The 20,126-nt window shown below is 48.4% G+C and carries 25 protein-coding genes and 1 pseudogene; 11 read left to right on the forward strand and 15 right to left on the reverse strand.

What is annotated here, in order from left to right:
• Positions 1 to 43 precede the first annotated feature (43 nt).
• Both ACJHXB_RS21915 and ACJHXB_RS21920 read right to left on the reverse strand, forming a co-directional pair.
• Positions 44 to 355 (reverse strand): hypothetical protein, encoded by a 312-nt coding sequence (locus ACJHXB_RS21915; protein WP_032317461.1) that lies wholly within the window; start codon positions 353 to 355, stop codon positions 44 to 46.
• Positions 352 to 1,254, reverse strand: coding sequence for a DUF1281 domain-containing protein (locus ACJHXB_RS21920; protein WP_023156105.1), 903 nt, complete (start codon positions 1,252 to 1,254; stop codon positions 352 to 354). Before ACJHXB_RS21920 ends, ACJHXB_RS21915 begins: the two co-directional genes overlap by 4 nt.
• A 417-nt stretch (positions 1,255 to 1,671) precedes the next feature.
• On the opposite strand from ACJHXB_RS21920, the gene ACJHXB_RS21925 reads away from it, so the two are divergent.
• Genes ACJHXB_RS21925 through ACJHXB_RS21935 form a run of 3 tightly spaced genes read left to right on the forward strand, consistent with a single transcriptional unit; the run spans position 1,672 to position 3,628 of the window.
• The gene (locus ACJHXB_RS21925) at positions 1,672 to 1,920 is read left to right on the forward strand and encodes a DinI-like family protein (protein ID WP_000618110.1); all 249 of its coding nucleotides are present in this window, start codon (positions 1,672 to 1,674) and stop codon (positions 1,918 to 1,920) included.
• Positions 1,917 to 2,354, forward strand: coding sequence for a translesion error-prone DNA polymerase V autoproteolytic subunit (gene umuD, locus ACJHXB_RS21930; RefSeq protein ID WP_000109071.1), 438 nt, complete (start codon positions 1,917 to 1,919; stop codon positions 2,352 to 2,354). Before ACJHXB_RS21925 ends, umuD begins: the two co-directional genes overlap by 4 nt.
• The gene (locus ACJHXB_RS21935) at positions 2,354 to 3,628 is read left to right on the forward strand and encodes a Y-family DNA polymerase (protein ID WP_000457498.1); all 1,275 of its coding nucleotides are present in this window, start codon (positions 2,354 to 2,356) and stop codon (positions 3,626 to 3,628) included. The genes umuD and ACJHXB_RS21935 overlap by 1 nt, the downstream gene beginning before the upstream one ends.
• 1 nt (position 3,629) lies before the next feature.
• Here the strand turns inward: ACJHXB_RS21935 and ACJHXB_RS21940 are convergent, their stop codons facing one another.
• The 6 genes from ACJHXB_RS21940 to ACJHXB_RS21965 form a co-directional block, all read right to left on the reverse strand.
• Positions 3,630 to 4,046, reverse strand: a complete 417-nt coding sequence (locus tag ACJHXB_RS21940) for a plasmid partitioning/stability family protein (RefSeq protein ID WP_001278818.1) — start codon at positions 4,044 to 4,046, stop codon at positions 3,630 to 3,632.
• Positions 4,039 to 5,019 (reverse strand): plasmid segregation protein ParM, encoded by a 981-nt coding sequence (locus tag ACJHXB_RS21945; RefSeq protein ID WP_000688514.1) that lies wholly within the window; start codon positions 5,017 to 5,019, stop codon positions 4,039 to 4,041. Before ACJHXB_RS21945 ends, ACJHXB_RS21940 begins: the two co-directional genes overlap by 8 nt.
• Before the next feature lie 413 nt (positions 5,020 to 5,432).
• Positions 5,433 to 5,741, reverse strand: a complete 309-nt coding sequence (locus ACJHXB_RS21950; RefSeq protein WP_000030199.1) for a hypothetical protein — start codon at positions 5,739 to 5,741, stop codon at positions 5,433 to 5,435.
• Positions 5,742 to 5,827: 86 nt separating this feature from the next.
• On the reverse strand, positions 5,828 to 6,472 hold the full coding sequence (locus ACJHXB_RS21955; protein WP_001144036.1) for a ParA family protein: 645 nt from the start codon (positions 6,470 to 6,472) through the stop codon (positions 5,828 to 5,830).
• Between the two features lie 179 nt (positions 6,473 to 6,651).
• Positions 6,652 to 7,431: a site-specific integrase gene (locus ACJHXB_RS21960; RefSeq protein ID WP_052971527.1), complete on the reverse strand. Its 780-nt coding sequence runs from the start codon at positions 7,429 to 7,431 to the stop codon at positions 6,652 to 6,654.
• A gap of 1 nt (position 7,432) precedes the next feature.
• Positions 7,433 to 7,846: a hypothetical protein gene (locus tag ACJHXB_RS21965; protein ID WP_001401590.1), complete on the reverse strand. Its 414-nt coding sequence runs from the start codon at positions 7,844 to 7,846 to the stop codon at positions 7,433 to 7,435.
• A gap of 568 nt (positions 7,847 to 8,414) precedes the next feature.
• On the opposite strand from ACJHXB_RS21965, the gene ACJHXB_RS21970 reads away from it, so the two are divergent.
• On the forward strand, positions 8,415 to 8,669 hold the full coding sequence (locus tag ACJHXB_RS21970; protein WP_000343103.1) for a hypothetical protein: 255 nt from the start codon (positions 8,415 to 8,417) through the stop codon (positions 8,667 to 8,669).
• On the forward strand, positions 8,669 to 9,259 hold the full coding sequence (locus ACJHXB_RS21975) for a hypothetical protein (RefSeq protein ID WP_000194572.1): 591 nt from the start codon (positions 8,669 to 8,671) through the stop codon (positions 9,257 to 9,259). The genes ACJHXB_RS21970 and ACJHXB_RS21975 overlap by 1 nt, the downstream gene beginning before the upstream one ends.
• A gap of 19 nt (positions 9,260 to 9,278) precedes the next feature.
• Here the strand turns inward: ACJHXB_RS21975 and ACJHXB_RS21980 are convergent, their stop codons facing one another.
• Positions 9,279 to 9,626, reverse strand: coding sequence for a DUF6404 family protein (locus tag ACJHXB_RS21980; RefSeq protein WP_001582578.1), 348 nt, complete (start codon positions 9,624 to 9,626; stop codon positions 9,279 to 9,281).
• A 128-nt stretch (positions 9,627 to 9,754) separates the two neighbouring features.
• Here ACJHXB_RS21980 and ACJHXB_RS21985 point away from each other — a divergent pair, with 128 nt between their 5' ends.
• Positions 9,755 to 10,090 (forward strand): colicin 1A immunity protein, encoded by a 336-nt coding sequence (locus tag ACJHXB_RS21985; RefSeq protein WP_001080734.1) that lies wholly within the window; start codon positions 9,755 to 9,757, stop codon positions 10,088 to 10,090.
• A 21-nt stretch (positions 10,091 to 10,111) separates the two neighbouring features.
• On the opposite strand, the gene ACJHXB_RS21990 is transcribed toward ACJHXB_RS21985, so the two are convergent.
• A complete protein-coding gene (locus tag ACJHXB_RS21990; protein ID WP_001582575.1) occupies positions 10,112 to 11,992 on the reverse strand; it encodes a colicin Ia central receptor-binding domain-containing protein in 1,881 nt (626 codons plus the stop codon).
• A 278-nt stretch (positions 11,993 to 12,270) separates the two neighbouring features.
• Complete coding sequence (gene yagA, locus ACJHXB_RS21995) at positions 12,271 to 13,617, reverse strand: protein YagA (RefSeq protein ID WP_001132032.1); 1,347 nt, start codon at positions 13,615 to 13,617, stop codon at positions 12,271 to 12,273.
• A 353-nt stretch (positions 13,618 to 13,970) separates the two neighbouring features.
• On the opposite strand from yagA, the gene ACJHXB_RS22000 reads away from it, so the two are divergent.
• Genes ACJHXB_RS22000 through ACJHXB_RS22010 form a run of 3 tightly spaced genes read left to right on the forward strand, consistent with a single transcriptional unit; the run spans position 13,971 to position 15,389 of the window.
• A complete protein-coding gene (locus ACJHXB_RS22000) occupies positions 13,971 to 14,573 on the forward strand; it encodes a ProQ/FINO family protein (protein WP_000517694.1) in 603 nt (200 codons plus the stop codon).
• Positions 14,574 to 14,628: 55 nt separating this feature from the next.
• Complete coding sequence (locus tag ACJHXB_RS22005; protein ID WP_015058884.1) at positions 14,629 to 15,123, forward strand: hypothetical protein; 495 nt, start codon at positions 14,629 to 14,631, stop codon at positions 15,121 to 15,123.
• Positions 15,123 to 15,389 carry a hypothetical protein gene (locus ACJHXB_RS22010; protein ID WP_000627832.1) on the forward strand — a complete coding sequence of 89 codons (267 nt, stop codon included), beginning with the start codon at positions 15,123 to 15,125 and terminating at the stop codon, positions 15,387 to 15,389. Before ACJHXB_RS22005 ends, ACJHXB_RS22010 begins: the two co-directional genes overlap by 1 nt.
• Positions 15,390 to 15,658: 269 nt before the next feature.
• Here the strand turns inward: ACJHXB_RS22010 and ACJHXB_RS22015 are convergent.
• The 4 genes and pseudogenes from ACJHXB_RS22015 to repA form a co-directional block, all read right to left on the reverse strand.
• Positions 15,659 to 15,862: pseudogene (locus ACJHXB_RS22015) on the reverse strand (hypothetical protein); the annotation flags it as partial.
• A 105-nt stretch (positions 15,863 to 15,967) separates the two neighbouring features.
• Complete coding sequence (locus ACJHXB_RS22020) at positions 15,968 to 16,243, reverse strand: type II toxin-antitoxin system RelE/ParE family toxin (protein WP_000421259.1); 276 nt, start codon at positions 16,241 to 16,243, stop codon at positions 15,968 to 15,970.
• Positions 16,243 to 16,527, reverse strand: coding sequence for a CopG family ribbon-helix-helix protein (locus ACJHXB_RS22025; RefSeq protein WP_001178087.1), 285 nt, complete (start codon positions 16,525 to 16,527; stop codon positions 16,243 to 16,245). Before ACJHXB_RS22025 ends, ACJHXB_RS22020 begins: the two co-directional genes overlap by 1 nt.
• A 902-nt stretch (positions 16,528 to 17,429) precedes the next feature.
• Entirely contained in the window at positions 17,430 to 18,461 is a 1,032-nt protein-coding gene (repA, locus tag ACJHXB_RS22030) for a plasmid replication initiator RepA (RefSeq protein WP_000907852.1), read from the reverse strand.
• A 972-nt stretch (positions 18,462 to 19,433) separates the two neighbouring features.
• Between repA and ACJHXB_RS22035 the strand changes: the two genes are divergently transcribed.
• A complete protein-coding gene (locus tag ACJHXB_RS22035; RefSeq protein WP_001324596.1) occupies positions 19,434 to 19,697 on the forward strand; it encodes an ash family protein in 264 nt (87 codons plus the stop codon).
• Positions 19,615 to 19,902: a helix-turn-helix transcriptional regulator gene (locus ACJHXB_RS22040; RefSeq protein ID WP_000074849.1), complete on the forward strand. Its 288-nt coding sequence runs from the start codon at positions 19,615 to 19,617 to the stop codon at positions 19,900 to 19,902. Before ACJHXB_RS22035 ends, ACJHXB_RS22040 begins: the two co-directional genes overlap by 83 nt.
• Positions 19,903 to 20,126 lie beyond the last annotated feature (224 nt).

The following is a 20,126-nucleotide window of genomic DNA, read 5'->3' on the forward strand; positions in this document are numbered from 1 at the left end:
AGGGCACCCCTGTGGTGCCCGTTCCCCGCTGCCTGTGGGCTGTTCACCGCGTCCGGTAACGGGTCAGGCCGACCGTGGAATATCGCAGCCGTCGTCTTTTTGACGGCGAGAATATGCCGCGAAAGCGGCTTGAAGGGCGTTCATCAGAAAAGGGCGACAGGCTGGCGTACACTGTCATCGACGCCAGCCGGGAGCGGTAAAAGCGCCCGTCCCGTGCCCGCCGGACGCGGGACACTGACCACAGGCAGCGTTTATGCCGCGCCGCGTCAGCCGGCGCAGTAAAAAGAGGAGCACGGCGACATCCTTTGTCGGAAAAGAAGCGGGCGGTTTCCCGCCCGTCTCCGTCATACTTCATCCGCCATAATGCGCCACATTGTCGACTATCCACGCAGGTCCGGTGACTTCCGGCAGCTCATCGTCATCTGTCGGGGAAGACCATTCCAGTTCCCCCCACAGCACATCAACAAGCTCTCCGCGCTCATACAACTGCCAGCCACAGAAATCACAGCCCTGTTCGGCGTACCAGTGCTCCAGCGTGCAGCCGAAAAGGCGGCTTAATTCTGCAACAACGTCGCTCTCCGGCTGACACCACGGCGTGTCGAAATCTACCTGAATGAAGTTTTCCCCCTGACTGCTGATATTCAGGTCATACCCACAAGGCCACTTCACGCCATACCGTTCTGTATACCAGTGATATGCAGAAGGAACACCGTTCAGAACACCGCCGTTAAAGCCATTCACTTCAATATCCAGGCGGGTCGGCAAAACCGTCAGCAGGTCAAACGGCATGGTTTTTTCCGGCAGTACGTTGTCACACAGACGGTTCCACCACACCGATACATCCTCGTTACTCCAGAAGCCACACCAGTCACCTCTCTTTGCGGTGAAAAGTGCGGTGATGGTATCCCTGACATCGTCCGGTAATCCTTCCCAGCGACGCTGTTCAGTACCGCTCTGCAGCCAGAGTTCATGCAGCATCAGGCAGTTTTGTTCATCCAGTAGCACACCGTTCTGCAGGTGTGTCAGCCAGCGTGTGAACGCGATATTCTCCGGCGATACAACACCACGTCCGGCAGCCGTCAGTCCGGGGCACGGTTCAAACTGCACATCTTCAGTGGTCTGCAGAAGTCCGGCACTTCCGGCCAGAAACAGCTGAATACCTTCATTTGTGGCGCGGCGATAAAACGGTGTGACTGCGCCGCTGGCCAGTCGTTTAATCTCAGCGATCTGTGCCGGTTCACCAGAAAAATACATACGATTCGAGCACCAGTTTGGCATGGGAATTCTCCTCTCACATGCGGCCTCCATCAGGCCGTGCCGCACCTGTTACCGGGCGACCGCATACGAATGCAGGTGCGGCCCCGAAGCCGCAGCGCGTGGAGGAGGAACGACGAAACGTGACCGGGTGAGGAGGCCGGCGACAGCGACACACTTGCATCGGATGCAGCCCGGTTAACGTGCCGGCACGGCCTGGGTAACCAGGTATTTTGTCCACAGAACCGTGCACAAAATGCTGTGGATAAGCTGGACACAGCAGCCCACAGCAGGCATACAGCCACACACTCAGAGAATTGAGCGCTTTTTAGTCACAATAATGACATTTGACTGTGTGTGGATTCAGTTATTAGAATACTGTATATGCATACAGCAACAGAAAAGGGAGATGAGAACATGATCCGCATTGAAATTCTTTTCGACCGCCAGAGCACAAAAAACCTCAAATCAGGCACACTTCAGGCGCTACAGAATGAAATCGAACAACGTCTGAAACCACACTACCCGGAAATCTGGCTGCGTATAGACCAGGGCAGCGCCCCGTCTGTATCTGTCACAGGAGCCCGCAACGACAAGGATAAAGAACGTATCCTGTCTCTGCTGGAAGAAATCTGGCAGGACGACAGCTGGCTGCCTGCAGCATGAGTACCGTTTATCACCGTCCGGCTGACCCTTCAGGCGATGACAGTTACGTGCGCCCGTTGTTTGCCGATCGTTGCCAGGCCGGTTTTCCTTCGCCTGCCACTGATTATGCTGAGCAGGAACTGGATCTGAACAGCTATTGCATCAGCAGACCTGCAGCCACCTTCTTTCTGCGCGCCAGCGGTGAATCGATGAACCAGGCTGGCGTGCAGAATGGTGATCTGCTGGTAGTGGACAGGGCCGAAAAACCACAACACGGGGACATCGTTATCGCTGAGATCGACGGTGAGTTCACCGTCAAACGACTGCTGTTGCGCCCACGCCCGGCACTGGAGCCGGTTTCAGACAGCCCGGAATTCCGCACACTGTATCCGGAAAACATCTGTATTTTTGGTGTTGTCACTCACGTGATACACAGGACGCGGGAGTTACGCTGATGTTTGCACTGGCTGATATCAACAGTTTCTACGCCTCATGTGAAAAAGTTTTCCGCCCGGACCTTCGCAACGAACCGGTCATCGTACTCAGCAATAACGATGGCTGTGTGATCGCGCGCAGCCCGGAGGCAAAAGCCCTTGGCATCAGAATGGGGCAGCCCTGGTTTCAGGTGAGACAGATGCGCCTGGAGAAGAAAATACATGTATTTTCCAGCAATTATGCGCTGTACCACAGCATGAGCCAACGGGTCATGGCTGTTCTGGAGTCGCTTTCTCCCGCAGTTGAGCCCTACTCAATTGATGAAATGTTTATTGATTTGCGTGGGATAAATCATTGCATCTCTCCGGAGTTTTTTGGTCATCAGCTCAGGGAACAGGTAAAGAGCTGGACAGGACTCACCATGGGGGTGGGCATTGCGCCTACAAAAACGCTGGCTAAAAGTGCACAGTGGGCAACAAAGCAATGGCCACAGTTTTCCGGTGTGGTCGCGCTGACGGCAGAAAACCGTAATCGGATCTTGAAGCTACTGGGACTGCAGCCAGTTGGTGAGGTCTGGGGAGTAGGACGCAGACTGACGGAAAAGCTGAATGCGCTGGGTATTAACACAGCACTGCAGCTGGCGCAGGCTAACACGGCATTCATCCGGAAAAACTTCAGCGTCATTCTTGAGCGTACGGTACGCGAACTCAACGGCGAGTCCTGCATATCCCTGGAAGAAGCACCACCGGCAAAACAGCAGATTGTCTGTAGTCGCAGTTTTGGTGAACGAATCACAGACAAAGATGCCATGCACCAGGCTGTTGTTCAGTATGCAGAGCGGGCCGCAGAGAAACTACGTGGGGAGCGTCAGTATTGCCGGCAGGTGACGACATTTGTACGGACATCCCCCTTTGCAGTAAAAGAACCCTGTTACAGCAATGCCGCTGTGGAAAAGCTTCCATTACCCACACAGGACAGCCGGGACATTATTGCCGCCGCATGCAGAGCCTTAAACCATGTCTGGCGTGAAGGGTACCGCTATATGAAGGCAGGAGTCATGCTGGCTGATTTCACACCATCGGGTATAGCGCAGCCGGGATTATTTGATGAAATCCAGCCCCGTAAAAACAGTGAAAAGTTAATGAAAACACTCGATGAACTGAACCAGTCGGGAAAAGGGAAAGTGTGGTTTGCGGGGCGAGGAACCGCCCCTGAATGGCAAATGAAACGGGAAATGTTGAGTCAGTGTTATACAACTAAATGGCGAGATATTCCCCTGGCCAGGCTGGGTTAGTTCAGTCATCTCCGAACATATTTTCAGCGTTTCTTCTGGTCTGGTCTTCACCGTCATTTCTCGACAGACTCTGCTCTGTAAGAGGAGTACTGCAATCCACAGACGTATGGAGACCAGATTGTTTTTCCAGTAATTCAAGCAATTTCTTTTCAACCGAAAAAGCACCTGGTATCACGCTGGAAATCACCTTATTAATATCATCCAGAGTCGTATTTTCTGTCAGTAACTCCGATATCAGCAAAGGAAGACGTTTATCTATAGCTGCAAACGCCGCACCAGTAACTAACATCGCGCGCATGAAACGTCCCCGCTCCTTCAGTTTTTCATTTGCAATGAGCTCATCTGCTATCTTATCTCCTGTCCGTTCATCCGGGAAAAGTTCAAATGAGCAGCGTCTGGATTTATTTTCATCACTCATTAGTCACACCACCTTTCATTTTTATCATTCCCATGACTAAATCAAACTGCGGGGATGAGCTCAGATAAAAGCGCTCATCAGGAACCTTAGTCAGGTTCTTCACAGCCTCGGCCACAATTTCAGCCCCACCACCAACACACATTACATGTGTATAGTCGGTGAAACGGCTGATGACATCATTAACTCGTTTAATAAGCAACTTCTGCCGTTCATTGATAACATTAATGATAGACTCACGCTGTTCAGCATTATAAATGCGACGGGAAAGGTAGTCAGGTTCATTACGGTGCACAATGATATTGTCAGCCTGGAATGAGCTCACTCTTGTATTAGCATGTACAGCCATCTGTTCCTTAACCCCGGATGTAATCAGGGACACGCCGATATTTGGATCACACCAGGTTTTTGTAATCCCTGTCATTTTGCTACGAACATGCGACACATCAAGAGTTGTACCACCGAGATCTACGATCAAAAGGGATTCATCATCCTCAAGCCCCGCAAGAACACTGAAACCAGCGGGAATACTTTCAGGAAGAACGGAAACACTGCGAATAACAAATGCATCACTCCCCTGCACCCGTACTTCACGCATCACATTTTTTTTCTTTCTTTCAATGTTTTGCTTATTTTTCTGATTGTTGGCGTCAAGGTATTCAGAGATCGGCAATGTGACGATGACATCAACAGGCTGCGCTTTCAGGCCGGTCTGCTGTAGCGCATGCTGAATGGCCACAACATTCACATCACTGTACTGATAGCGTGTTTCAGTCGTTACGACAGCATCAGCACTTAATGGATCAAATGAAAACTTCTCGCCGTCGATCTCGTAATTAGCCGGGGCAGCATCATCCAGTAAACTAAAAGACCATTCCGGTTTAAAGCTGTTAGGGCTGATTAACGTTTTCACGTCACCATCCTCCAACCAGGCAAGTTTAATGTTGGTAGAACCATCATCAATAAAGATTTTCATAACCAGTCTCCGTTGCTCATAAACAAATAGAAAAAACAAACATGCTTCATACATGCAATGTATATTCAATTATAATGAAAAAACGGTCTTTCTGAAAGGACAAATGCAACATAAAAACACGATAAATTGCATGTACATTGTACACACAACTTTAAGACCAGAGGAAATCATAGATACAAAAACATTATGAAGGTTATATGTGATACATAAATGCAATATAAAAACATCGTGGACATCATGGTTCAGGTTAGGGGAAAAGGAATGAAATGGTGAAACTGAGAGGAAAGGAAAGCGGTGACGAATCATGTCACCATAAACAGAAAGATGTCTAATGGGGACTCTTTAGGTACGTGAAGAATCCCCATAACGCATTTAAAAGACACACATCAGATACCCTTAAGGTATCCGATAGTTTATTGACCTATTGCACCATCACGTTCAAGCTTCTCTCTTATAGCCTCAATAATATATGAGCTAAAATCCAGAGATGTTTTACTGGTCGCTTTAAGTTCCGCATGAGCTTCAAAATACGACAGCGGTATGGCCTTAAGATTCTTAGCCTTCGTCCTGGCAGCCACGGGACGACCTGAAACTTCCTCTGCACCTTCATTTGGCTGAGACGGGGCTGTTGCTGTTACGGCAGAAGAAGAAGTTTGTAATCTGGCAGAATCCACCAGGTTTTTCAGTTTTTCAGCCTGTGCACTAAATTTCGCTTTGCTCATGAGATAACCCAGGATGTTTGTTAGATACTTAAAAGATATCCATTAAAAGCCCAAAGGATACTATATGGATACCCAATAGACACACCTTACTGTTTGTTATTTTCAATCAGATGATTGATTTCTTCGATCAGGGCAATAACTTCCTTACCTCCTGCCGAATAGCGCCCATGAACAGACTCTGTGATTCCCATCCCAGTCTCAATGACATCCTCAAATTCTGCACGAGCAGAAATGCGGCTCTTCATCAGCTTCAGATGTTTGAACGATGGCAGGATTGCATCAAGCTTAGGGAATTTCTTCTTGTTAGGATTAACTTTACAGAGATACAGGTGAGCAGTTATATCGGTCCCCATGATAGAGCTGATTTCGTCCAGTACTCCATCAAAATGCATCAGACCAATACGTTCAGTCAGGGAGTCTTTTGAAGGAACAATAACGCAGTCTGCAAAGGCAATCGCAGTACGGGTAAGATCTGAGTCAAATCCCCCACAGTCAATAAGTAACGTCTTATCGCTGTTCTTGTAGGGAGTCATAATTTCGATTAACTCATCCACTGTTTTGGGTACTTTCACGGAAATTTCTTTTCCTTCAGGTCTCAGCCCCAGAATGATAGAAAGCCCGGTATGAGTATCCAGATCAACTGTATCAGACTTCATTTCACCAACAATGTTTACGGATGAAGTTGTCTTACCCACACCACCTTTGGGATGCGTATTAGCAATAACAGGCATAGTGTATCTCCAGAATCCACATGTAATACCCATAAAGACCCCATAAGACACCTTTCGGATATCCAAGAGGTACTCAATAGATGTTTTTTTACTCTATACCGGTCCTGCATGTCAACAGAATATGAAATACCGATAATATATCCATGAGATATCCGAAAGGGATTTAAAAAAGTCAGAGCTTATGGAATTCTTTTGAGCATAGACACCGCATCGGACTCAGGCATCGAAAACTGCACCCGGTGCCGTGCAGCCACATCCAGTGCAAACACCTTCGTGTAGACCTCCGTTGAGCTGATGGACTTATGCCCCATCAGACTCTGCAGGACCTTCAGCGGTATACCGGCATACAGCATATGCATCGCATAGGAATGGCGGAACGTATGTGGCGTGACCGGGACAGAGAACGTCACACCATCAGCGGCAGCGGCGGCAACCGCCTCCCCAATCCAGGTCCTGACCGTTCTGTCCGTCACTTCCCAGATCCGCGCTTTCTCTGTCCTGCCTGTTCGTTTATTACGCCGTTCCATGGGGATTTTCAGTGTGGCCACCATCGTCTGCAGCTGGCTGACGTACCAGGCGTCGGAGAGCGGAACCAGACGGTGAGTCTGCTGACCGGCGGGCATCCTTCCTGCCGTCCTGGCGGCTTTTTCTGTCCGCTGCTTCAGAGTGGCCAGTTGCACAAACGGATACGGAGACGTGAGCGAAAAATCCCCCCGCGTCAGCGCCAGTGCTTCATTAATGCGCGCACCGGTGTTCCACAGTGTGGCCAGCAGCATTTTGCGGCGCAGATCCGGCACGTAATGGAGCAGGGCGCTCACTTCAGGGGCCAGCAGGTATTTTGGCAGTTCATCATGAACCATCGACATCTGGCGGAGTGCCAGCGCTGCCGGATAATCGATGGCAACAGGAAGCTGAGCGGCATCCCGGGCATGGTGGATCGGTGACGGCAGGTGCTGCATATCAGTGTTCACTCCACGGGGAAACGTCGGGCAGTTTTTCCACAACACGGTACTTTCCCGGATAACGGAGCTGGTTACCGCCACGCGTCCAGACGGTGACAACAAAACCCCCTCCCTGGTTGTTTTCGGGGAGCAGGCGATCGCACTGCTCACTCAGCATGTGGATCACAAACGGCGCATCGCTGCCGTCTTCAAATACCAGTTCCAGCGCATCGCGGCCATTCAGCGTTCCCTTACTGATGATGACGTACTCAGCCCCCCGCATCTCCCTGAGTAAATGTTTTGCCGCATCCGGGACAAGCAGCCTGGCTGCGCCGGCATTCCAGCTGAGGTAGACATATCCGGCCTGCGCCTGTACAGACTGCCAGTAATCCGTTCTGGCGACAGCCTGACCTTCATTCTCAATAAAAAACATGGGTGACTCCTTTTTTCTTTTCCGGGCAGGGACGGTCATGCGATAACGTCATCCATCATCACTGCCCTTACCGTCACGCCGTCAGATAACATCATGCCGTTATCATCATCACCATGATAACAAGCATCCATATAACCACGCCGTTAAATTACCGGAGAGCCGTTTCCGTCAGATCCGACTTTCCGAAATATCACAACTTTCCGGAAGTGTACCACGCTGAGAAAATCATCATATCGCTGTTTTCCGCCCCTGCGCGGCGCATCACAGGTCAGGGAGATGACACAACATATAGTGTCATCAGCAGCTGAATTCAGCACTACATGTTGTGCTGACAGGAGGTGGCGTTATGTGGGGGAAGAGGAAGATCCGTCTCCGCCGGAAACCGGATCTGCGCGACGGGAAACGGGCAAGTGATATGATAATTGAGCAATACACACAAAATCATATCAGATATGATTTTCATCATTGATGATAAAACCATATATGATATTATCAGAAATCAGGAGCACACAAATCATGCGGGATATTATTTTTACCTGTCAGAACATTATCAGATGGAGCGTGCAGGATGGATGAAGAAAGGGTGTTTTCACTCAGCTATGAGCAACTAACCCGAATAGCGGAAAAAAATATCCGTGAATGTGGGCTGGACAACCAGAGCGCCAGGTGTATCAGTGAACTGAAGGCCTCAGCTCTGCTGTGGTTGTGGTATGAACTGGCCATTCATGGTGCGCCACAGAACAATCACGCACAGGCCCGGGAACGCATCGATACCGATTATCAGCGCCTCAAAAAACTCATCTGGTCGGAGGGTGACAGTTAATGACTCAGAGCCGCCGACCGTCGCCACTGCAGCGGAGAGTGCTGATTGTGCTGGCTGCGCTTGATGAAAAACGGCCGGGCCCCGTGCTGACGCGGGACCTGGAACGGGTGCTGGAGCGAAGCGGGGAAGCCCCGGTCTACGGGCCAAACCTGCGCGCCTCCTGCCGTCGTCTGGAGGATGCCGGCTGGCTGCGTACCCTGCGCGCCCCGAACCTGCAGCTGGCAGTGGAGCTGACGGACGCCGGCCGGGCCGTGGCACAGCCTCTGCTGCTGGCAGAACAGGACCGCCTCCGGGCAGAACAGCGTGCGGCAGAAGTCGTCGTACTGCCGCTGGTCCCGGCAGCAGGTCTGCCCGCAGACGGCACTTCTGCCACTGATCTGGCGGTGGAGCTGAACGGCATAACGTATCAGGCCTGCCGCGGGGATTTTGTGGTGCGTCTCGACGGCAGCACCTGTCTGCAGTTATGGAATAAAGAAGGCAGGGTGGTACGCCGGGAGGGCGATCCGCTGGAAGTGGCGCAGTGGCTGCAGGCCTGTCATGACGCAGGAATAGAGGTTCGCGTACAGATAAATGAAAGTGCCGCTCCGTAAGAACACGCCTGTGCACGGTTTACACATCATCCCATGGTGGCAGCCGGTTAACTTTCCTGCGCCACCAGTGGAAAGAGGCCATGCACAGTCCGAACAAAAAACCACCCGTGATACTTATAATAATGGCCTCACCTGCCACCATTCCTGACGGCCCCCAGTAGGTAAACCACATTACACATCCCCAGGAAATGCCCCATAAGCCCCCCGTCAGCACCGTGACCTGCCAGAACGGCATAAAGGGTAATGGCGGAAGCCGGATACCCAGCCGCCATAGAATACGCAGAAGAGGAGGGGCATAATTGCTCCGCCACATCTTTTTGCTGTCCATCAGGGCAATGGCCCGGGCTTTTTTCTGCTCAAAGGTCACAGGAGCACCTCCGTTCCATGATGTAAACGTGACACAGCTTATTGTTATTGATTATTATTATCATGCTGTGGTTATGTTGTCATGCATCAGTACACTGACAAAAGTGCAAAAGAAAGGAAAACTGGCAGATGAACAGAAAATATTATTTTAATAATATGTGGTGGGGATGGGTGACGGGGGGATATATGCTGTATATGTCATGGGATTATGAGTTTAAATACAGATTACTGTTCTGGTGTATTTCTCTCTGCGGAATGGTTTTGTATCCGGTTGCAAAATGGTATATTGAAGATACAGCTCTGAAATTTACCCGGCCTGATTTCTGGAACAGCGGTTTTTTTGCTGATACACCTGGAAAAATGGGGTTGCTTGCGGTTTATACGGGTACTGTTTTCATATTATCTCTTCCGTTAAGTATGATATATATTCTTTCTGTTATTATAAAAAGGCTGTCTGTAAGATAGACAGCCTGTCTTATATTTTATTTAAATACCCCAGAACTTATTCGCTTTTTCCACAAGCGATTCATCAATCAGCGCACCGGTGACAGCCATCAGTAAACCATACCCGATAATGCCTAAAGCGCTTCCGGTAAGAATACTGAAGACCAGTGCCACAAGAGCCGTTGCGGCATTGCCTGCTATGATGGTTTCTGTTTTAACAAAAAGAGGACGCCAGTTCTCTGTCCGGACAGCCTTACCAAACTCAGTGATCCAGTCAGCAAGACTTGTAAATTTTCCTGCATATCCCAGTCCCCGACTGAATCTGTTCAGATTAGACGATATATCAGACAGCTTCACAGACTCAAGGGCTGCGGCAATCGCTGCACGATCTTTTGCATTAATTTTTTTGTTAATGTCAGCCCGGTACTTTTCATACGTTTTTAATGCCTCTTCAACATTACGTATTTTCTTCCCTTTAGCCTGCCCGGCCATCTCTCTGGCTAACTGCTCAGCTTTTGCACCATATTTTTCTGAAACTGATTTCAGGAACTCTGTTGTGAAATTAATTGCGTCTTTCGTTGCCTTCAGTTCATCCTGTTTTCTTTTCTCTTCCGCTATCTTCTGATTGATGCCGGAAAGCTGGTTACGGATATTCTCTTTTTCCTTCAACAGGGCATTAAGAGCGTCATTTGCATGCTTTTGCTCATTTGTTCTGGCACTGAGGTTATTTCTCGCCGAATTTACCGCAGATTCAGCAGAGGTGATTTTATTTCTGGCATCAAGCAATCTTTGCCGTAACTTATCCCATTCAGCAACTTCAGCATTATAAATTTTCTTGTCACCTTCCACATCCTCTGTCACCACCGGATTCCGGTCATTCAGAATATTGCGTTTATAGTCCAGACCGGAATGGCTCAGAAGATAATTCAGGTTTGCACGGTTATCGATGACTGCGCTGGTTGTGATTTTTATCGTACCGGCAAATCTCGGATCACCGCTCACAACAATAGAATGATTTGTTGATGAACGCCCCGGGAATTTTTCAGGGGAAACTATCGTTTTGCCGTCAGGCGTGTTTTTCTGTTGCGTCAGCTGTTGTTCAGCTCTGGTTAATGCATTACGGGCCGTGTTAAGCGATTCCGTCACTGAACTGAGTTTATTCCGGGCCTCTGAAATGGCCCTGTCATTCCGTGTCTGCTGCCCGAGCAGACGGGCCTGTTGTGCATCAAGAACGGCAAGGGCTGCCCCGCCATTTTTTTCCAGCTCTGACAACCGGGTGTCCAGAATACCTTTTCTGCGCTCGTATTCAGCAAGCATATCAGCGGCCTTCTTGTCTGCGTTCTGCGCATCCTTCTGCCGTTTTTCAGCCTGTTCGATTAACGACCTGGCCTCCCGGGGAGATATACGAAGAGAATCAGCATCAGCAAACAGCATCCGGCTCTCTGTATGCAGCCGGAGGGCGTCATATCCGGCGATTTCAGTACGGAATCCGTATTCTCTCAGCTCTGCCTGCAGGAGTCTGAACTCCTGTCGTGTAATATCAGCGGCATCTGCGTTTCCGGCACGGAGTGTTTTCAGTGTGTTTTCATCTTTTTCCCTTGCAGCAATCGCCGCAGAGAGGCGTTTTCCGGCTTCAGTACGCTTATTCTCATTCTCTTTCTGCTGCGCGCTGAGCGTGTTTTTGTACGCTGTGATTTCCTTGTCCCTTTTTTCGATATCACTTCGGGTTGGGGAATCATCAACCCACTCGTTTCCGCCCCAGATGGTTTTGTTCCCGAAGGAACTCCATGCAGGCGGGGTACCATGAAAGACATCGACACGTGGAGGGTTTACATAAATATCAACGGCCATAATTTCATGGCCATCTGAATCATACCCCAGCGATTCTGCACCGGGATTTGTAATACGTACAGGGTCAGACATTCGGTATCTCCTTCATCCTCTGAGGAAAACAAATGAATTAACTGCTTACGCATATGGATACATATACAGTATTAATTTATTAAGGAGAAAATGGCATGTCAAGATTTGATGATAGTGATTATCATTAACATGAAGTGATGTTACACCGTTCAGAAAGCCTGCTGACGCTGTGGCAGCATCACAGTCTGGGTATTCTCTGGTGCAATACAAAAACCGGACTTTCCCGTAACAACAGACAATGTTACGGGAAAAGTTACAGAACTGAGCCACAAAATATCTCAGTACCTGAGATGCATAAAAACACCGTACATATGTTTCTTAAAAGGGGGATGATCGTTATCCAGCCATTTCGGTGGATCGGTATGCAGAACACCAATCTGCTTCATGCCGGTATGCTGCCTGGATTTTCTCGCGCAGTAATCACTGTCTTCATATCCCATCGTTTCGATGACCACTCTGGCCGTCTTTCCGTCAGGAGCCCTTGCTGTGACAATGAAATCCGGCAGTACATATTTCTTTTCACCATTAACATAAACTTCTGTATCAAACAGGGGCCTTTCCAGACTTAATTCCGGCGTACCTGGCTTTCTTTTAAGCCAGCTGGCCACATTCAGAAGAGCAGTGAGCGTGTTTCGTTCCAGTTTGCTGTCCACAGGCACCGGACATGTCAGTTGATAAAGAGCATGAGCATACCCTTCACTGCAGATGATTCTGCCATCGGCACTCCGGCAAAAAGCAAGAATAACCCAGTAAGGGGGACGTATTCCGCCCTGCGCTTCACCATTAATACTGATCCCCCGCACAGGTCTGATGACCTGAATATTACCGTTCGCCCAGTGAATTTCCACAGCATCACGACAGATGTGCTGCGCCATAAAAATCTGAAAGAACATATGCTTTCTTCTGGCAGGCCAGTGTCGTTCTGAATTCTCCAGCGTTTCCATTAACCGCTCCTGAGACCTTTCAGACATTCCTGGCCGGAAATGGATAATTTCAGATAAGGCTCTTCCCCGAATATACTCCTGCTGTAGTGTAACCTGCCGTATGGCATCAAGACACTCACGATAATTAGTCCGGATACGGGGATTAGCCAGGGAATCCAGTTTATTCAGCCCTGCATCTTCAATAAGCGACAGGAGTAAACGGCCAAGGCGCGGACGTTTCTTGCGAACGGAGGAGCGCTCACCATTATGGTAAGCAGAGCGGGCCTGCAGTCTGATAACAGAATTACTGTCATCAGGTGGTAAAAAGTTTCTGTAATTTATACGGGTGCTAACGGGATGCCGGCTTGCTCCGAAGGATGTTTCCTCTTCATTTCCGGATAACTGACGATACATGGGGCATTCAGGTGCATGCTCATGATTAAAACTGGACAGATAAAGAGTACCCGTATTGTTTTTAAGAGCAGCAAAATTCATGGCCGGCGAATCTCCCGGAATACAGTCACACTGTAACCATGCATCATACTCACGCATTTCCCGGAGAAGATCATTGGCCAGGTTATGTTGTGCCATGGTTGCTGGCCTTTTCAGTCCACAGACCGTCTTTACTGCAGTCTCTTCCTCACTGCTAAGCTCCCGAATCACTTTGCCCCGGGGATTCTTCTTTACAAGTATCATTGGCATAATGAAAGCACTCCTTATGTACATGCTTAAACAGTAAGTAAAATATACAAAGAACCCCCCATGAAACAAAGGCAGAGATGAACTGTGCGCCCCGATATCTTCTTCTGATATCCTTTCAAATGAATTGTTTTTATTTATATCATGACAACATTAAAGTGAGAGAATATATCAACCATGTTTCTGTCAGGGTTCAGTAGAATATCAATTCGACTGTCACGCCATAACTGTAACTACCTCGAGTATAAATATTCAGAGAATGGACTTATTAGCCATGAAAAATCACCTGATGGGAAATTTACTAATTTATGGATTGTGATATTATTAAAGAGTAAAACCAGCCAGCCGAGGTATTTATGGGAAAAAATCAGGAAGAAAGGAAAACTCCCGTCATTGTGGTGAAAAAACGTCGAACTTTTTCGCCACCGTCCTTATCCGAAAAAACAGATATTATCGCACCTGTATTTACTGAACAGACGGCAGAATCAGCCCCCGCCGGAATAAATTCATCTGCCGTCGAAACACATATCCCCGAAGCGCCAGCCAGGAAGAAGAAAAAGAAAAGACACCGTTTTCCACGTCCCTCCCACTGGACCCGTGAGTATACTCACGAGTGCGTGGAAAAAATAAAGGCCCTGTTTCCTCATCTTCGTGCTGAAGGTGGTGGATTTATTCCCCTGAAAATTGGCATAAACAATGATATTTCGGCATTTCTGGCAGAACACCCGGAGACAGAACTGACCATGGACGAATGGCTCTGTGCAGTGTCCTGCATCACATCCCGCCGCGTATATCTGCAGCGGACAGCTGTCGCCGGCGTCCCACGTTATGGCCTGGATGGTCACCCCAAAGGGCAGGTCTCAGACTCTGAAGCACAGAGTGCCGGTCGCAGACTGGCGACATTAGAACAAAAGTGGCTCAGGATGCAGGCACAGCAGGAGAATATTTCTGGGCAATAAACACTCCTGATAACAGGTGGACATTACGTATCAGAAAAAATGGGAAGAGAATGTTATGTGTGATTCAGAAGCGGAGAAGATTTTATTCATCCTAAATAAACATGAACGGGCATACAGACGCCTGATCCCCGTATATATTTTTTTAGCTATAGTATTATGGATTTTACCTATTCTCCTGATTATATACCTGTATTTCTGTATAGTTGACAATGAGTTTCTCAGAATCGGTTTCTGTATTGCATGGACAGCATACTACTTTCTTTCGCTTTTCAAGTATTTTGTAAAATACTTCTTTCCTCTCGATCGTGAAGATTTGCTTAACCTGATGGATCTCGCCAAAGATTCTCCTGATGCGAAACAGGAGCTTCTTGAGCGTCTTTTGTCCGGAAAAAGAATGACCGGGCGGGATGAAATGGATATCAAGCGCATTCTAAAAACAAAGGAAGCACTTGATAACATCAGGAATTTTATTGATAAACAGCAGTTAACGAATAATGATACTCCGAAGAAAAGCACGGTCCCAAATGAAGATAAAAAAGGCATAAGATGATGATCACAGGAAATGGAATAAACACTGTAACTGTCAATGGAAAAGTGAAACACATCACAGAACTGGATTATATAACACTTTGTTTAGAGTGGACAAAACTACGAGAGGAAAACAATCGTCTTTATGAAATTAATAACAAGGCAAACAGAGGATGGCGTGGTTTCATCCTAAGATTGATAGGGGTTAACCTGCCAGATAAAAGGACTGAGTTTACACAACGTCTCTTGTTGACGCGCAAAATTTCGGGTTCGGTCATGAAAAAGTAACATATTCTAGGCTGGAACAGACCAATTTTGCATTCGCCGTCCAGGAGTTTGAGGGGAAAGTAGTCAGTGTTTTACGCTCAGTCAGGGAAAGTGTGCAATGATAAATGACACGAAAGGAATCGTAGTACATGGGCACCGCGATTCAATATTCAAGGAAAAAACAATACAGCAATGTACTTGTTCTGTTTCTATTATTCTGGCGATTTCAATAAAGGCACTTGCTCGCGCTCTGTCATTTTCTGAAACTCTTCATGCTGCATTTCGATTTTCCTTCTAAGATCATAACTCGCATACCTGTTCTTTTTATGTATATCTATATCTATTTTTGTGACGAGTTCAAACCACAATGTTCGCACTCCCCATGCAGCGTTATGAAACATTTCCGCAACGGCTATAGAGTCTGTATTAACTGCTTCAGTCATGTAGTCGCTAATACGTTCAGCGGTAATTTTCGTTATTTCATCGTAATTCATTTTATCTCCTACAAGATTATTTAATGGAATGCAAAATATCTGGCCTGATAATAATGTTCCAGAATTAATATCTGCAGGCTATGTTAAGTTGTCCCCACACACAATCTACCTGTTTTCTCGTGTGTGCCACAGGCGCAATACATAAATAGTCTGGCCAGTAAGTTCGTAACGGATTTCGTACTCGCCAGCAAAAATCCGTCTGACCTCCCTGGGTTCAAACTGAAATAACTGTTCCCCCATACGTGGATGAGTTAACAGAATGACCGGAGCCTGTGTCAGGGACTGCACCGTTCTGGCGGCCGCAGGTTTACTGGCCAGCACCAGAAAATCATATAACCGCGCCAAATCAGAAAGCGCCTTACTGGTCCACTTCAGTTCCATCAGCGTGGCACCGGTAACGGATTGTCAGTACTGAGGCTGTCCGCCCAGGCCTGTACAGCCTGATGGTCGATAACCTGTCCGGATGTCACATCGTCCAGGGCTTCCAGCGTCAGGCGATTACGCTCCTCCTCCTGGGCAAGCCATGCAGAAAGCGCCTGTTTGATAATCCAGCCCCGGGAGCGTTCCAGTCTGGCGGCCATCTGGTCGACTTTATCAGCCATAGGTAATGGCACATGCGCGGTAATTACTTTTGTTGCCTGTGCGGTATTGTTTTTCATTTGCATATCCGATTAGCTGTTAATCATATTTAATCATAGTGATTACTTTCAAACGAAACAAGGCAAATAATGCGCGTCAGCGCATGTAAGGCGGCACTCCGTTGTTACATATGGCACAGAAACAAAACCGCCGAAGCCCGGCGTCAGCCGGTACTGATTGATAGATTTCACCTTACCCATCCCCATCCTGCTAAGCCATACCCGCTTTCAGCCATGAAATAGCTTCTGTGCGCGGTCGGAGTGGTCCCGACAAGGGTTTACCCGCAGTCGGGGCGTATCTCCGCGTTAGCGGGCCGTCAGGGCCGCTTACGAGCGTGTACTGAGGACTTCCAGCCAGAAGACTGGCAGCGATGACAATGTAGTTACAACATTCATAATTAAAAGCGATGTTGTTCCCGCCCTTCGGGCGGGGGCGGCTTCGCTTTTCAGTTATGAGGGGTGGGCACGGTGCTGCGTTTGTGTGGTGTTTTTTATTCCTGATGTTTTCGCGGTGGTTTCAGAACGGTGAGGTTCGGGGCCCGCGCGTTAGCGTGGGAGGTGCTTTTAGATTCTGAGCGGCGAGGCCTTGGCCGCTGCAAGCGAAGGCCTCTTTGTATTTGTTCACAGTGGTTTCAGAGATAAAGACTTTCCCTGCGGCGAAGCAACGCAGGGGATTAAATAAGGGGTTAGGACTATATTGCAGGTTTGCTGTTTCAGGTTTGCAGCTTTTTAAAGTTCTTTGTTTGCGGATTTATGTGGATAACTGAAACAACGTGGCCATGTTCTGATGACTGATACGTGGTTTTATGGGCAGATATGCCCCTCTGAGGGGATTTAAGGTGATTACTGCAGATTTTGGGCTGAGCGGAATCAGCGCCGAAAGCCCCGGAGGGGCTGGCGATGATTCAGTGCTGAAGGAATGGTGCTGTCTAGTGCGGCGGTGGCGCAGCCAGCGTCAGTTCAAGCTGACGCAACTCCCTGATGGCCAGTCGCTTCAGATGGTCATCGGAACAAAAATAGGCTTCATCCGGCGGCAGACGCTTCCTGAGATACTCTGCCATCTCATGAATCTGCTGGTCGGCAGGCAGTTTCTTCAGACGTCTGGCGCGCTTACTGGCTGCCGCTTTTGCACGACGGTGTTTCAGTGCATCCTGGCTGCGCTGCAGATACCAGCGTTTTCTGGCCGCATGTACGGAGATATCTTCATCCTCACGCAGTACGCCTTCCCGGATGAGTTGCTGGCGGATTTCACTTTCACGCAACCGCTTCTGCTGCTGTTCGTGAAGTTTCACCATGTCGACGCCCAGCATCTGCCAGCCTGCCGGTGTTATCCAGACGTAACGTGGCAGACGCTGGCGGGTTTCACGGTCCCACAGGGTTTCCTCTGAAACACCCAGCACACCAAAACGTACCTGTTCGGCCAGCAAACGGGAAAGGCGGGAGACCGTCACTTCCAGTTCCGGAATAACCTTCCCCTTGCTGTCTTTCGGGCTGATTTCTCTGGCCAGACGGGAAACACTCATGCCTACGGTATGTGTGCCCGCATCACTGAAGCTGACCAGAACCGGCCAGACGGCATCGAGGAGGCGTTGTTTTTCCGGACGGAAAGCATATTTGCGACCGGCATACGTTCGTTTCTGCACGTAAAAAGGATGCAGAGACATGTGCATGCGCAGGCTCTGCTCGCCGGTCACCGGGTCCTTTTTCACCAGACGGTTGTAGGCGTGCCCGAGCTGCCCGCTCAGCGCCTTATAGCGCTCAGGACGATACCAGGACGGATTTTCGCATTTGGGTTTGGTGGAGTGCTCACCACGACGACGCTTCGTGCGCTTCCTTTCCGGTTCAACCAGGAAAGTGGTCGCCCTTCCCGCTTCATAGTCTTCCCAGAAACGGATCTGCTCTTCGGGTGCTAACTGACACCAGTGTACTGCGTTATATGGAGTATTCTTCAGACCTGCCACAAGCTGTCGCTTATGGCGGAGCGATTGTGCCGTGTATTTATACACTGCACAGGGTTGAATCTCTGGTACGGTTTCATTATACTTTACCCGTATTCTGTGAGGCCCCCACTATCTTTCGTCGTTCCGCCAAGTTCGTAAGAAAGATAGTGGGGGTTTTCCTTTTATGGCTTCCGGAACATCTTCAGTCTTCTGACTTACTGCCCGTACATGCCATCTCTCCTGAATGCCTTATGGCGCATTCTGCCGTCCGACTTTCGCCGCTTTGCTCCACAGAGTGCCACCCTCTGCACAGCTAATAACAGCCGAAATATACCCGCTTTACGTTAATTTGAAAAGCATTACAACGATCTCTTCTCTTCCAGTGCCTCCTCACTGATACCTCTAATAAGTTAATCTTGACCTGCGTCAAAAAAATAAAATCTATTTTTAAAAGCAGATTTTTCTGCTTTAGATCCTTCTTTTGGATTAAAAGATCGACTTTTGTCCTACTCGCGATCATTTATCTTACAACCGATCCACCTAACAGAATAATATTCTGTTTTAATGCAATTAAACGATCTAAAAAACCTTTAAAAAATCATTTTGTAGATCATTCGATCGTAAATAGAATAATTCTTAGATGATAAAACCATTTGTTACACAACCCGCCAATTGTGTAACAACAGCCTCTACAAGAGCATATTTGTTCATATGTTCGTCAGAACTGCGGATTGTCTGGACGAGGGTCAGACACCGTTTCGTGCATATGGACCAGCATGTTCGAACGCCACAAAGCAGAAGCATCACGCCTGGATCGCTTCGGCGCGGAGCGTTAAGTTTTGACGCTTTTTTGTATGTTTTTTAAGCTGTTAGTTGACTCGGTGCGTTATACTAAGTACCCTTTACTGGTCACAGGCAAAACTGTGATCGGGCGTAGGAACCCGCGTAGTCATCGTCGGCGCAGAAGTTAATTTCTTCATTTGGCGTCGTTTTTTGCCATACCATAAAGACAGGAACTTGTATTTCTTGTCGTCATCTATGGTAGCTCAGGCGGGGCAGGCATTAGCCTGGCCGGTTTCCGATGACGCCGGTATTCCTACCCCCGTCTGGGCTATCACCAATGAGCGTAGGAACTCAGTGATAGCGTTTTTAGTTGTCATCGGAGACCTTTGCTATGTCACCTCAACTGATACAGAAACTCCCGGCCATCACTCTGTTGGAAGGCATGTTTCCCGAGCTATCAACAAACCAGCTTAAAGTCTGCGTTTTTTACGCAATGGGTGTTCCTTACGACGCCATTGCTCAGAACTGTCGGCTTTCTCCCGAAACGGTACGAACCTACCTGAAGCGAAGCCTGAAGAACTTAAATCTGGAAGGATATGATGCACTTCGCTCTGCTGTGCTGATGCGAACGTTCGTTTTCATGATTAGCAATACAGCTAAAGAAAACGAAAAAATGTGAACAGGTGTCCCCATTAAAGGGGACACTTTCATGGAAATTGCATTTTGCACTTTACAGGCGATCCCAAATTGATAAACATAAACACCAAGCACAAGTTACTTTAATAAAGCAAATCACTTCAGACGGTGTCCCAATTATTTGTATCTGGCTCATGCCCGATATATGGCGACCTTACTCTGAACTGACGTGCTGATGTTTTATTTCGCGTATCACAATACTGTGCC

This window comes from Escherichia sp. WS3227_2, assembly GCF_046486495.1.
GTDB classification, from domain to species: Bacteria; Pseudomonadota; Gammaproteobacteria; order Enterobacterales; family Enterobacteriaceae; genus Escherichia; species Escherichia coli.

Coding starts and splice junctions, on each gene's coding strand:
- ACJHXB_RS21925 (WP_000618110.1), top strand. CDS start 1,672: ATGATCCGCATTGAAATTCTTTTCGACCGCCAGAGCACAAAAAACCTC.
- ACJHXB_RS21975 (WP_000194572.1), top strand. CDS start 8,669: ATGACTCAGAGCCGCCGACCGTCGCCACTGCAGCGGAGAGTGCTGATT.
- umuD (WP_000109071.1), top strand. CDS start 1,917: ATGAGTACCGTTTATCACCGTCCGGCTGACCCTTCAGGCGATGACAGT.
- ACJHXB_RS22040 (WP_000074849.1), top strand. CDS start 19,615: ATGTCACCTCAACTGATACAGAAACTCCCGGCCATCACTCTGTTGGAA.
- ACJHXB_RS21935 (WP_000457498.1), top strand. CDS start 2,354: ATGTTTGCACTGGCTGATATCAACAGTTTCTACGCCTCATGTGAAAAA.
- ACJHXB_RS22000 (WP_000517694.1), top strand. CDS start 13,971: ATGGGAAAAAATCAGGAAGAAAGGAAAACTCCCGTCATTGTGGTGAAA.
- ACJHXB_RS21945 (WP_000688514.1), bottom strand. CDS start 5,019: ATGAAAATCTTTATTGATGATGGTTCTACCAACATTAAACTTGCCTGG.
- ACJHXB_RS22020 (WP_000421259.1), bottom strand. CDS start 16,243: ATGGAACTGAAGTGGACCAGTAAGGCGCTTTCTGATTTGGCGCGGTTA.
- ACJHXB_RS22010 (WP_000627832.1), top strand. CDS start 15,123: ATGATCACAGGAAATGGAATAAACACTGTAACTGTCAATGGAAAAGTG.
- ACJHXB_RS21985 (WP_001080734.1), top strand. CDS start 9,755: ATGAACAGAAAATATTATTTTAATAATATGTGGTGGGGATGGGTGACG.
- ACJHXB_RS22025 (WP_001178087.1), bottom strand. CDS start 16,527: ATGCAAATGAAAAACAATACCGCACAGGCAACAAAAGTAATTACCGCG.
- ACJHXB_RS21955 (WP_001144036.1), bottom strand. CDS start 6,472: ATGCCTGTTATTGCTAATACGCATCCCAAAGGTGGTGTGGGTAAGACA.
- ACJHXB_RS21960 (WP_052971527.1), bottom strand. CDS start 7,431: ATGCAGCACCTGCCGTCACCGATCCACCATGCCCGGGATGCCGCTCAG.
- ACJHXB_RS21990 (WP_001582575.1), bottom strand. CDS start 11,992: ATGTCTGACCCTGTACGTATTACAAATCCCGGTGCAGAATCGCTGGGG.
- ACJHXB_RS21940 (WP_001278818.1), bottom strand. CDS start 4,046: ATGAGTGATGAAAATAAATCCAGACGCTGCTCATTTGAACTTTTCCCG.
- ACJHXB_RS21965 (WP_001401590.1), bottom strand. CDS start 7,846: ATGTTTTTTATTGAGAATGAAGGTCAGGCTGTCGCCAGAACGGATTAC.
- ACJHXB_RS22005 (WP_015058884.1), top strand. CDS start 14,629: ATGTGTGATTCAGAAGCGGAGAAGATTTTATTCATCCTAAATAAACAT.
- ACJHXB_RS21970 (WP_000343103.1), top strand. CDS start 8,415: ATGGATGAAGAAAGGGTGTTTTCACTCAGCTATGAGCAACTAACCCGA.
- ACJHXB_RS21950 (WP_000030199.1), bottom strand. CDS start 5,741: ATGAGCAAAGCGAAATTTAGTGCACAGGCTGAAAAACTGAAAAACCTG.
- yagA (WP_001132032.1), bottom strand. CDS start 13,617: ATGCCAATGATACTTGTAAAGAAGAATCCCCGGGGCAAAGTGATTCGG.
- ACJHXB_RS21920 (WP_023156105.1), bottom strand. CDS start 1,254: ATGTATTTTTCTGGTGAACCGGCACAGATCGCTGAGATTAAACGACTG.
- ACJHXB_RS21915 (WP_032317461.1), bottom strand. CDS start 355: ATGAAGTATGACGGAGACGGGCGGGAAACCGCCCGCTTCTTTTCCGAC.